Origin of the sequence: Apibacter sp. ESL0404 (genome assembly GCF_019469245.1) — a bacterium.
Lineage (GTDB): Bacteria > Bacteroidota > Bacteroidia > Flavobacteriales > Weeksellaceae > Apibacter.
In genome coordinates this window covers 1,494,376-1,506,937 of sequence record NZ_CP048267.1, presented here as the reverse complement: position 1 = coordinate 1,506,937, position 12,562 = coordinate 1,494,376, and the positions used below count along the sequence as shown (strand labels likewise).

Sequence of the window (12,562 nt, the reverse complement as noted above, 5' to 3'; positions counted from 1 at the left end):
TTACTAATTAATAAGTAAAATAAAAAACGACTGAATTCTATTCAGTCGTTTTTTATTTACAGATCAATGTAAATGATTTTTATAGTTTAAAATCAAATCCCAAATAAAACATTGAAGATACAATAGGAGCATAAATTATAGAAGTATCGAAATAAGAACCAAAAGGGTTTTCAGGATTTATAATTGGATTTCTTTGTTTATAGCCTCCCAAATTTTCTACTCCTAGATAAGATCTAAACTTATCTGTAAAATATCTGGATAATTGAGCATTCATTAAAGTATAATTAGGCGAAAACGATTTTCGCTGATATTCTATCGGATTTTTAGAGGTGTCCGGAAGTCTTTGTTTTCCTATATATTGCAATGTAAAGTCCAATGCCCATTTACTTTTGTTTTCAGTTTCTAGAGTAGAATATGATATAGAAAATAAGCCTCTGTTTTTAGAAGTAAAGGGAACTTGTCGCCTGCCATCCACATAATCGGCTTTAATATCATACCATTTATAAGCAAAATGCAATTCCAGATTGGAAATAGGAATAATATCCCATACTGCCTGAAAAGTATTTGAAAAAGATTTTCCATCTAAATTATAAAACCAAAGCGCTTGAGACGATCGATCCAAGTCTATAAGAACTTGTTTTTTAAAATCCGTTCGGTAAAAATCAATAGTAAATGTATTCTTGATAGCTCCAATTTTAAAATCCTGGATTAAACTACCCCCATAGTTCCATGCAATTTCAGGTTTTAAACCATAAATATCGCCATGGTTTGATTGAATATGTACCTTACGAGAAGAGGCAAAATACTGTATATTTTCTGCAAATATATTGGCTGTTCTCATACCTTTTCCCGCAGCTAATCGAAGGGTTGTTTTAGGCAAGAAAGAATATTTAATATTAATTCTTGGTAACACTTGGTTTCCCGCCAAATTATGAAAATCAGTTCTGGCGCCCAACACTAAAGTTATATTTTTGATTGCTGTAGTGGTATATTCGGCAAAAATCCCGGGTACATTTTCAGTTCTTTTATAATTGGAATTTTCAAAATCCTCATTGAAAGCATCATGAAGATAACTTGCACCTAAGGTATATTTGTGATTCGTGTTACCAATGATACTTTCAAATAATAAATTAGTGAAAAATGAATTTTCATTACCATTATATATTCTTTGACCGAAATAACTATCAATAGTATGATGGATAAATTTAGTTTGTAAACCTATGCTTTGATAAGGTTTAGTAAGAAAGACAAATCCGGTTTTATTCCAAATTTCAAAATGTGTATTTTCAATACCTAGTCCATAATGATTTTGAGTCAAACGGTCAGTTGATTCTCTAAATTTTTTTTGACCTCCGATTTGTTTATCATAAAGCGCCTGAATACCTATTTGAGAACCCCATCCGTTTTTTTTAATACCGTCATAATGGATGATATCCATTACATTTAATTGTTTGGAAAGAGGACTATCAAGATATCCGTCATGATTCATATCTTCTTTAGCAAACCTTCCGCTCAAATGAGTTAATGTGGTATTACTCCAATTATTGGAAATAGAAGATGCATTGACAACATTAAATTCCAAACGAGCATTTTGATTTGCAAAAAAATTGATAGTGGTAAAATTTTTATCTTTATACTTCATCAATTCAGTATTTATTTGACCGGTTATAGCCTCGTAGCCATTAGTAACTGTGCTGCCTCCTTTAGTAAGTTGAATGCTGTTTATCCATGTGCCTGGTATAAAATTTATACCACTGGCGGTGGACAATCCTCTTACCTCCGGCATATTATCAACAGTTAAGGAAGTATATTTCTGATCTAGTCCTAACATTTTAATTTGTTTTGAACCCGTTACTGCATTGGTTGTAGAAATATCCACAGTAGGATTTGTTTCAAAACTTTCAGCCAAATTACAACAGGCGGCTTTCAACAATTCCGTTTTATTAATTGTAAAGGTAAGAGCAGCAGAATTGGCTTTTATACTTACCGCCTTGGCTCTTTGTCGGACAACAACCTCATCCAATACTTTCTCTGAAGAAGAAGGTTTGGGTTCTAAAAAAATATCTAGGGGATGATCAACATCATCGATTTTAATTTCTTGAGAAATAAAGCCGTCCTTTGCAGCTTCAATAGTATAGAGACCGTCGTGGTACATCAGCTCAAAATTGCCTAAGCTGTCGGTAACAGTTTTCATAATCGGGTGTTCTTTCCAATTTACATCAGCTCCCCGAACGGGTATATTTTCTCCGTTTTCCAAAGTAGTTAGTATACGACCTTTTAATGTTTTATGCTGGGCTACAGCCAATAGGCCATAAACGAGTAAAAACATACTTATATATTTTTTCATTTTTTGTTATTTAGTTATAAAAAATTGATTTTTAAACCGGCATTACTGAACATGGATTACATACAATAATGCATCTTATCCTATCTTATATAAAATAGAATAAACTGAACCATGAAAAAATATACATTATCCGTAGTAGGTGTAACGACAATAAAATTTATATAATTGATAAACAGAGGGAGGAGGGTTACAATAAAGTTGTGCTATACCCTCTTGTTGAGAAGATGCCCAATTAAATAGATTCCAATTTACATTGGGAATAATTCCTAAAACTGTAAAAATTAAATGTTGAAAATTGGAATCAAATGAAAAAAAGCTGTTTTCGTTCGATTTTATTAGGATGTCCTTACAGCAAAAATCTCTTTCAAAAGAAGGATAATCCTTTTTCTCAGAATGTTTTAATTCGTTGGAAAATTTTTTGAAATTAATGGTATAGCCAATATTTTCTCCGTGACACCAATTTTGGTATATGAAGAGATTAAGATTTGCAAATAAAACTAAGCAAATCAAAAGTATAGACTGAATTAATTTCATTAAGTAAAGATAAAAAAATTATTTGGATTGGCCGGTTGAAATTAATTGCATGATATAAAAATCAATGATACTAATGCTTAAAATGACGTATTCCCGTAAATATCATAGGAATATTGTATTCATTACAAGCCTCAATGCTTTCTTTATCACGTATGGAACCTCCGGGCTGAATAATAGCTGTTATACCATTCTTTGCGGCGGTATCTACTACATCTCGAAAGGGAAAGAATGCATCAGAAGCCAAAACCAAATGATCGGTTCTTTTTTCTTTGGCGCGTTCAATTGCTTCTTGAGCCGCCCATATTCTATTAGTTTGTCCCGAGCCAATACCCAGGGCTTGGAAATCAGAAGCAACCACAATAGCATTGGATTTGGCATGTTTTACTATTTTTTGAGCAAAAATCAAATCTTCCAATTGTTTTTTGTCAGGAGCTGAATTTGTTACTTGTGTAAAATCAGTAGCTGAAGCATGATCCACGTCCTGAACTAATAAACCGCCATCGACCTTAACGAATTCAACTGAATCCGATACAGGGTTGTTTACTTTTATAACGCGCAAACTTTTTTTAGAAGATAATACTTGTAAAGCTTCACCCGTAAATGATGGAGCAATAACTATTTCTAAAAAAACGGTTACCAATAAACGAGCTGTTTCCTCATCAACAGTTCGATTAAAAGCGATGATCCCTCCAAAAATTGAAATTGGATCACATTCAAATGCTTTTTGATAAGCTTCAACTATAGTATTTCCCAGAGCTACTCCACAGGGAGTAGAATGTTTTATCGCACAACAGGAAATTTCTGAAAATTCATTAACAACTTTATACGCCATATCCATATCTCGGAAATTATTAAATGAAAGTTCTTTACCTTGTAATTGTTCAAAGTCCTTCATAGCTCCGTTTTTGGATTTATCTATATAAAATGCTGCTTTTTGATGGGGATTTTCTCCATACCTTAAATTTTCGACTTTTTCAAAAGAAGTGTTCAAATACTTAGGATAATCATCCTGCAAAAGATATGCGGATATGGCTGCATCATAAGAAGATGTCAGGTTAAACACTTTACCGGCCAATTTTTTTCGTGTAGCTAAAGAAGTATTTCCATCTTTTTTTAACTCTTCTATTACTAAACTATAATCTTCAATTTGAGATATAACCGTTACAGAGTGAAAATTTTTTGCAGCTGATCGTAGCATAGTAGGTCCGCCTATATCAATAAATTCTATCATTTCCTGCTCTGATAATCCTTTATTTAATTTATCGAAAAACGGATATAGGTTCACAATAACCAGATCTATAGTTTTTATATCAAGATCATGAATGGATTGTAAATGTTCTTCTTTTGTCCTGGAAGCCAGTATACCCCCATGAATAGAAGGATGTAATGTTTTAACTCTTCCATCCAATATTTCAGGAAAACCGGTATATTCACTAACTTCGGTGACATTAAGGCCGTTGGATATTAGATGCTTATAAGTTCCACCGGTTGAAATAATTTCATACCCTTGAGATTGTAAAAAAATTGAAAAATCAATTATATTGGTTTTGTCTGAAACACTTATTAAAGCTCTTTTCATTACTATGATTTTACATTTATTCGGTAATTAAATAAAAGGCTTTTCCTTTTACATCATCATCTACAGATTGAGGGATATCCTGATATTCTTCCCAGTAACTATTTTTTAGTTTAACTCCATTTTCTTTAGCATATTTATCTAAAGTGTAACGGGTTTTAAAAAGGGTATGTACGTTTTCATTTATAGGAGTAGTGATTGCTTTTCCGGCAGGTAGAGTTATCAAGCTCATAACAGAATTAGGAGGATTTATATTAGATTCCACGGGATAACCTGTATAGAAAATGGTACTTTTAGCCAATGTGTCAAAAGTACTGTAATAAACAATAGGATTATCAATATCTTTATAAGAATATTTTAAACTATCTGTTAAATAATTTGATATTTCATGTAAAGATTTATACATAGCTTTATAAACATCCTCGGCATTTGTGGATGTTTCATTTTTAATGGCTAACATTTGAATTCCTTTAAAATCAATATATTCAGCATCACCTTCGTGGAGTTGTTTATTGGATCGTCCATTCTGCAATAATATAGAAAGTTTATCAAGACTTTTATTTAAGCTTTCTTCCAATTTATGAGAATATAAATAAGCAAAAATGCGAGTAAAATAAGTAAAATTTTCTGTTGTGAGGTGGATGGTTACATCGGTCACTCCTCCGTTTGATTGAAAATTTATATCCTCGATACAAACTACACCGTTTTCTACAAAAATTATTTGAGATTTTATGGTGTTATTTATTTTACTTTTTAAAATTTTATATTCTCCTTTACCTATGGAATGATCCTTAGCATTATTCCAAGTTAAACTGCTTCCTGTACCTTTATAAGGGGCAAAATAATTAATACGTGTATTTACAGAATCTTCATTAATTAATAACCCCCAAGAAGCGTAATTTTCAAGATCATTAAATTCCGCAAAGACTTCACTCATTGGATTGTTAAATTCTTTAGTAGTTATAATTTCTATTTTTTTGGGAAGAAAAGATGGCATTATGCATCCGGCAATAATTATCAAAAAAACTAAAAAAAGAAAAATATTAACAATCTTTTTCATGTAAATAAGAAGTTATTAGACGTAAATAATGAATTTAGTGTGAAAACACAAAGCTACAAAAAACATATATACAGACGTATAAAAAGACTATTAATTTTAAAAAGAAAGGACACTGAACTATGCAATGTCCTTACTTTAAGTATTATAAATTATTACAATTATTTATCGTTACCAGGATTGGTTTCAGGAGCTAAAACAACACCTTCTATTCTTACCGGTAAATTTGGTTTTTTCTCATCATTAGAAGATATGGTAATGGTTCTGCTGAATCTTCCTACATTAGAAGTATTGTAGGTAACCGTAATTTCTCCTTTTTTTCCGGGAGCGATAGGTTCTGTAGTCCATTGAGGTACCGTACATCCGCAAGAAGTGTTTATATTGGAAATAATTAACGGTTTATCTCCCACATTTTGAATTTTTATAATTCTTTTGCCATTAGATCCTTTGTTAACATTCCCATAATCTACCGTATTATTTTCATAATTGGTAATTTTAATTTCCTGAGCATTGCTGAAAATGTATGCTCCCAATAGGAATGCCGAACTTAAAACGAACTTTTTCATGTTTGATATATATTTAACTATTTTTTTAACTATTGAACTTCCCCTTTAATTTTTAAAAGTTTTCTTGAAATTTTAGGATCATTACTGAATACCTCAATTGATTTGGAAAATTTACCAAGATTCTTTGTATTATACTTAACGTTTATCTCACCTGATTTACTCGGTAAAATAGGAGTTCTGGTCCATGAAGGTACAGAACAATCACATGATGATTTAACGTTGGAAATAATCAAAGGTTTGTCACCTGTATTGGTAAATTTGAAAATTTGATTACCGTCAGAATTTTTTTTAATTATTCCATAATCTATTTGATCTTGACTGAATGTTATAGATTGAGCGGAAATGAAACTTCCTAAAAATAGGAGAAAAACTAATATAGCAGTTTTTTTCATACTTGTAAAGATATAAAATTTTAAATTCACTTTAGCTTAATTTTATTTTCAAAAATAATACCATCTAATAATATAATTGGTAATAAAAATGAATTTTTTGAAATCATAAACAGAAGGTCTTATCTAAATTTAGCTCTTTCATAGGGTAGGGGCCATAAGGTGTCTTTTTCTAAAATATGGGCGGCTTCTAAAGCAAAGTATGGATTACGTAACAGCTCTCTACCCAGGAAAATTAAATCAGCTTCGTTATTTTCGAGTATTTCTTCTGCTTGAACAGCTTGGGTTATCAATCCAACCGTTCCGGTTATTATGGCAGAATTATTTTTTATTTTATTGGCAAAAGGCACTTGGTAATTAGGTTTATTGGGTATTTTAGCATGGGGAGTTAAACCACCGGATGAGACATCTAAAACCTCTACACCTAAATTTTTTACTATTTCGGCCAATTCTACAGATTCATCTACACTCCAACCGCCTTCTATCCAATCGGTAGCAGAAATTCTAACCCATAGAGAAATTCTTTTAGGAAGTATTTGTTTAATTGCTTCTATAATTCTAACCAACAATCGAATTCTATTTTGAAAATTACCTCCGTAATCATCTTTCCTTACATTACTAAGAGGAGATAAAAATTCATGAATAAGATATCCATGAGCAGCGTGTATTTCAATAATATCATAACCTGCTTTCACAGCTCTTTCTGCTCCTTCTTTAAAATCATTGATAATGATATTTATTTCATCAATAGATAGTTCTCTTGGTTTTTGTGAATTGCCGTCGAAAGGAACAGGAGAAGGCGCTACTATAGCCCATTTCTTATATCCTTCATCCAGTTTTTCATTAGGAAGCCAGGGAATAGGAGTACTGGCCTTTCGTCCTGCATGAGCTAATTGGATACCCGCTAAACAGTTATTATCGTGAATTGATTGTACAATTTCACTTAATTTAAGAATATGTTCGTCTTTCCAAATACCCAAATCTTTATAGGTAATTCTACCTTGAGGGGAAACGGCAGTGGCCTCTTGAATAATTGCCGCAACTCCTCCCACCGCACGGGTTCCATAGTGTATTAAGTGCCAATTATTGGCAAAACCATCATGAGCAGAGTATTGACACATGGGAGACATTATGATTCTGTTTTTTAGCGTGTTACCTTCTAAAGATAAAGGTTTAAATAATTTTGACATACTATTTTTAGGTTTTTATTGTTTTTTTAGATAATATATAATAACTATGATGTTGTTTTTAAAATATATACAAATCAAAGTTAATAACTTTACAATGGATACCCCAATTAAAAATAAATTATATTAAAAAATATTATATTTTTGTAATTATAATATTTATAAAAGTATGATAGGATATATCAGAAATTCCTTGACATTAGTGTTAACTTTTAGCATATCTTTAAGACTCTGTTCTCAATCACTATCATTTTCTGAATCTCAGATTATTATGTATAAAGAAAATAATCTGATTAAAGCAGCCGAGAAGCAAGAAGAAGCCTATCAATTTGACTTAAAATCTTACAAAGGATTACGTTTTCCTCAATTAGACATTTTTGGAGCCGGTATATATCGAGATAAAAAAATTGGAACCAATTTAAATGGTGCCAGATCAGAAGTTGCAGATGCTTTAAATATTTCAGATCCTGAAGAATTAGGAAATTGGGATGTAAATCTCCTCAAAAGAGATATAGCCTTAGGAGGAGTTAAATTTACTTGGCCATTGTTCACAGGAGGAAAAATTAATGCCGCAATTGAAGCTTCAAAATTAAAGGCAGAAATAGGAAATAAAGAGTTAGTAAGTACTAAAAATAAGCTGATTTCGGAATTAGCCGAAAGATATTTTCAAGTTAAATTAGCTGAAGATGCAGTGTTAGTAAGAAAACAAGTGTTGGACGGAATGAATCAACATTTGTATAATGCAACTAAAATGGAACAACAAGGGTTGATAGCACCTGTTGAAAAACTTCAAGCAGATGTTGCCGTATCAGAAGCTAATCGACAATATCTTGCCGCTCAAAAAGATGCTGAATTGGCAAGGGTAGCATTGGCAAATACCTTAGGGATAGATCAAGTTAATGAAGAATTAACAACTCCATTTTTTATTGTTCCTTATTTACATCCGTTAGATTATTACCAGGATTTCGCCGTTGAAAATTATCCGGAATTACAAAAGCTTCAACTTCAAGTTGAATTAACCGAACAATCAATTAAATCTAAAAAATCAACCTATTATCCAACCATATCAGCCTTAGGAAATTCAATTTTAATTCATAATAACCCGATAGGGGGTATGAAAAAAAATAGAAAACCCTGGTCTTTGGGTGTAGGAATGACCTATACTATTTTTAATGGTCTGCAATACAAAAATGAAATAAAATCAGCAAAAGCAACCAAAGAAAGTGTGTTATATTCTCAAGATAAAGCTAAAAAAGACATTCGGACTCTAATTGAAAAAATATTTCAAGACATACAAAAACAAGAAGAACAAATACAAAACTTAGATGTTCAAATAGTTCAAGCAGAAGAATTACTTCGAGTGAGAGTAAAAGGATTTTCAGAAGGTGTTCAAACCTCAACAGATGTGGTCGATGCTGAAGTTAATTTATCGGGTATAAAGCTGCAAAAAATACAAGCCAGTTATAATTATGTGGTCGATTTAGCATCTTTATTAGAATATAGCGGATTAAGTCAAGATTTTATAAAATATACTAATCAATAATCATTTTATATGAAAAGTAAACTTATAAGTTCCATCATAAGTATCATAATAATTGTAGCCATAATAGGCCTTTCTATATGGTTTATGAATAAACCGACGCAAGTAACCATTCAAGGTCAAGTAGATGCTACCCAAATTAATGTATCACCTAAAATTGCAGGAAGACTCGAACAGGTATTAATCAAAGAAGGAGATATGGTAAAAGAAGGTGATTTGTTGGCTGTGTTAAGTACGCCGGAATTAGATGCTAAATTAATACAAGCAGAATCTGCAAAAGCTGCAGCAGAAGCTCAAGATAAAAAAGCCAAAAAAGGAACTCGAACAGAACAAATACAAGGAGCTTACAATCAATGGCAACAAGCAAAAGCATCAGCAGAGCTGGCAGATAAGACTTATGAAAGAATGCAGAATTTATATAACGATAAAGTAATATCTGCGCAAAAAAGAGATGAAGCGTACACTCAAAGTAAGGCTTCCAGAGAATTAGAGAAAGCAGCCTATGCAAATTATAAAATGGCGATAAATGGGTCAAGAAGTGAGGATAAAGAAGCAGCATCTGCACAAGTTAATCAGGCACAAGGAGCAATAGAAGAGGTATTAGCTTATAAAAAAGAAGCTAAAGTACTTTCACCTTCAAATGCCGAAGTATTAAAAATAATTCCGAATAGAGGAGAGGTTGTGAGTGCGGGATATCCAATTGTAAATCTGGTTGATTTAAATGATGTTTGGGTGGTGTTTAACATCAAAGAGAATTTAATGTCAAGTTTTAAAAAAGGTTCCACTTTCGAAGCACAAATTCCCGCGTTAAACAATAAAAAAATTAAATTACAAGTTCGATATATTGCAGCACAAGGAGACTTTGCTACATGGAGTGCTACCAAAACTCAAGGCGATTTTGATATGAAAACTTTTGAGATTAAAGCATATCCCATGGAAAAAGTGGAAGGCTTAAGACCCGGTATGAGTGCATTAGTTGATGAAAAATCATTGAAAAAAGATTAATGCAAAAAGGCTTTTTTTCCATATTTTTAAATGAGGTTCAAAGGCTTTTAACCAGTCCAAGATTAATGTTTTTGGCTGTAATTTTGCCTTGTGGATTGTTTTTATATTATGCTAGTCTTTTACAGGAAGGAGTACCTCGAAAATTTCCCGTTGTTTTATTAGATCAAGACAAATCGAATACATCCAGAGAATTGGGAAGGATGCTGAATGCAACATCTTCTATGGATATCGTGGCTGAAGTGGAGAATCAACAAGATGGGGAGAAAATGATACGAACGGATAAGGCTTTTGCCTTAATAATTATTCCGACAAATTTTGAAAATGATATTTATAGAAATATCGATACTCAAGTAGCTTGTTATTACAATAATAACTATCTCTTAGCCGGAGGATTGATTAATAAAGCCTTTCAATCAACGGTAGGATCTTTTGCTGCCGGAGCTCACATCAGTGGCTTATCACAAAAAGGACTTACTCAAAAACAAGCTTTAGCAGCTACATCTCCCATAAATTCAAAACAACATATACTTTTTAATCCCTACACGAACTATTCCTATTATCTTACTATTGCTTTAATGCCTATGGCCTTGCAAATAATAGTTATGGTAGTATCAATCTATGTGTTAGGATCAGTTCTGAAAGACCGAAAAGGCAGAGAACTTTATGTAAAAAGTAGAGGAAATGTATGGGTTTCATTTTGGGCCAAAACTTTACCGTATACCCTTTTGTTTTCTTTAATCGGTTTTTTTATGAATAGTTTATTGTACTATAAAATAGGAATTCCTTTAAGAGGTAATTTTCTTATTGTGAATATTTATTTTATAGTATTCGTAATCGTTTGTCAGTTATTTGGATTATTTTACGTCAGCTTTAATAAAGATTTGCGTTCGGCCTTGACCCTAGGCGGTTCCTATTCAGCCATAGCATTTTCATTTACCGGATATACTTTTCCTAAGGAAGGCTTACCGGATGTGATACAATATTTGAGTTATACTTTTCCATTTACTTCTTATTTAAGGTTTATTATTGATTATGCCGTAAGAGGAATTGCGATAGGTAGTCTTAACTACGGTTATATAATAGCTTTTATGATATTTTGTTTGATAGGATTTGCGTCCATGCCCGGCTATAATCGATTATTAAAAAAAGGAGGATATTATGTTTAAAGATTTAGTAGAATATATATCGGTAATAGGCAAAACATTTGTAAAAGAAATTCGTCTTATATTTTCAGATGCAGCCGTAAAATCATCCTATCTTATTAGTCCCATAATAGTTGGCTTTTTATATTCATATATTTATTCTAATGAAATAGTTACTAAAATACCTATAGCTGTTGTAGACCAGGACCAGTCACAGATGACTCATACCATTACACGAATGTTAAATTCATCTCAACAGGTAAAAATAGATCATTCTGCTACCAGCTTATTAGAAGCTGAAAATCTTTTTAATTTAGGAAAGGTTAAAGGTATTATTCTTTTTCCTAAAGATTTTACCAGAAAATTACAAAGAGGGGAAGTACCTTCCATTTCTGTATATTGTGATGCATCATACATGCTTTATTACAAACAGTTTTTAACTTCTGTAACCGCTTCTATAGGAACTTATAGTGCTCAAATTGAAGTTAATAAATTGATGGCGGGTGGAACGCCTCAAAAACAAGCAGTTGCCTCAAGAAGACCTATTGATACGGTATCTGTTCCGTTATTTAACATAGATTCGGGATATGCAACTTTTGTTATGCCGGTTGTATTTTTAATTGCCATACAAACCCTGCAAATTTCTGCTATGGGAGTTTTGGGAGGAACACAAAGAGAACGAAAATCATATACAAAATTATACCCTTTTATTAAAAAGCCGTTGGGAACTATTCCGGTATTATTGGGTAGATCAGGTGCTTATTTGTTAATATCAATGATCTTGATGGTAATACAAGTAGGATTGGTTATGGGACTTTTTAAATTTCCACAACGGGGTAATCCTTTTGAGGTATTTGTATTTTTAATTCCCTTTATCTTCTCCGTTACATTTTTAGGAATATTTTTGATGAACTTTTTTAAAAAACGAGAAGATGCCATTATGATCGTCACTATATTTTCTATCCCCTCATTATTTTTATGCGGGGTATCTTGGCCAACATTGGCATTTCCTGAATGGATAAAAGTAATATCCTATATATTTCCGACAACGTTAGCCGTAAAAGGCTTTTTGGAAATAACCCAATCGGGAGCTTCACTTATAGAAATAAAAGAACTATGGTTTCAAATGTGGATCATGTGTCTGATTTATTTTGTAATTGCTGCGTTAACATTAAAAAGATTAGCTTATGTGAATTTAAGCAAATAAGATAAAAATAAG

At 32.0% G+C, this 12,562-nt stretch carries 11 protein-coding genes; 4 read left to right on the top strand and 7 right to left on the bottom strand.

The window, feature by feature from the left end; all coding sequences use genetic code 11:
* Positions 1–79: 79 nt before the first annotated feature.
* From GYM72_RS06375 to GYM72_RS06345, 7 genes are all read right to left on the bottom strand, one after another.
* Positions 80–2,329 carry a TonB-dependent receptor plug domain-containing protein gene (locus GYM72_RS06375; protein WP_220263821.1) on the bottom strand — a complete coding sequence of 750 codons (2,250 nt, stop codon included), beginning with the start codon at positions 2,327–2,329 and terminating at the stop codon, positions 80–82.
* A gap of 144 nt (positions 2,330–2,473) precedes the next feature.
* Entirely contained in the window at positions 2,474–2,881 is a 408-nt protein-coding gene (locus tag GYM72_RS06370; RefSeq protein ID WP_220263820.1) for a hypothetical protein, read from the bottom strand.
* Positions 2,882–2,951: 70 nt separating this feature from the next.
* Positions 2,952–4,460 carry a bifunctional phosphoribosylaminoimidazolecarboxamide formyltransferase/IMP cyclohydrolase gene (purH, locus tag GYM72_RS06365; protein WP_220263819.1) on the bottom strand — a complete coding sequence of 503 codons (1,509 nt, stop codon included), beginning with the start codon at positions 4,458–4,460 and terminating at the stop codon, positions 2,952–2,954.
* Between the two features lie 16 nt (positions 4,461–4,476).
* Positions 4,477–5,517: a hypothetical protein gene (locus tag GYM72_RS06360; protein WP_220263818.1), complete on the bottom strand. Its 1,041-nt coding sequence runs from the start codon at positions 5,515–5,517 to the stop codon at positions 4,477–4,479.
* Between the two features lie 158 nt (positions 5,518–5,675).
* On the bottom strand, positions 5,676–6,080 hold the full coding sequence (locus tag GYM72_RS06355) for a DUF1573 domain-containing protein (RefSeq protein ID WP_220263817.1): 405 nt from the start codon (positions 6,078–6,080) through the stop codon (positions 5,676–5,678).
* Between the two features lie 29 nt (positions 6,081–6,109).
* A complete protein-coding gene (locus GYM72_RS06350) occupies positions 6,110–6,472 on the bottom strand; it encodes a DUF1573 domain-containing protein (RefSeq protein WP_220263816.1) in 363 nt (120 codons plus the stop codon).
* A 119-nt stretch (positions 6,473–6,591) separates the two neighbouring features.
* Positions 6,592–7,659, bottom strand: coding sequence for an NADH:flavin oxidoreductase/NADH oxidase (locus tag GYM72_RS06345; RefSeq protein WP_160564015.1), 1,068 nt, complete (start codon positions 7,657–7,659; stop codon positions 6,592–6,594).
* 166 nt (positions 7,660–7,825) lie between these two features.
* On the opposite strand from GYM72_RS06345, the gene GYM72_RS06340 reads away from it, so the two are divergent.
* Genes GYM72_RS06340 through GYM72_RS06325 form a run of 4 tightly spaced genes read left to right on the top strand, consistent with a single transcriptional unit; the run spans position 7,826 to position 12,550 of the window.
* Positions 7,826–9,199: a TolC family protein gene (locus GYM72_RS06340; RefSeq protein WP_220263815.1), complete on the top strand. Its 1,374-nt coding sequence runs from the start codon at positions 7,826–7,828 to the stop codon at positions 9,197–9,199.
* 9 nt (positions 9,200–9,208) lie between these two features.
* On the top strand, positions 9,209–10,201 hold the full coding sequence (locus GYM72_RS06335; protein ID WP_166004228.1) for an HlyD family secretion protein: 993 nt from the start codon (positions 9,209–9,211) through the stop codon (positions 10,199–10,201).
* On the top strand, positions 10,201–11,367 hold the full coding sequence (locus tag GYM72_RS06330; RefSeq protein ID WP_220263814.1) for an ABC transporter permease: 1,167 nt from the start codon (positions 10,201–10,203) through the stop codon (positions 11,365–11,367). Before GYM72_RS06335 ends, GYM72_RS06330 begins: the two co-directional genes overlap by 1 nt.
* A complete protein-coding gene (locus GYM72_RS06325; RefSeq protein WP_220263813.1) occupies positions 11,360–12,550 on the top strand; it encodes an ABC transporter permease in 1,191 nt (396 codons plus the stop codon). The genes GYM72_RS06330 and GYM72_RS06325 overlap by 8 nt, the downstream gene beginning before the upstream one ends.
* The last annotated feature ends 12 nt before the right edge of the window (positions 12,551–12,562 follow it).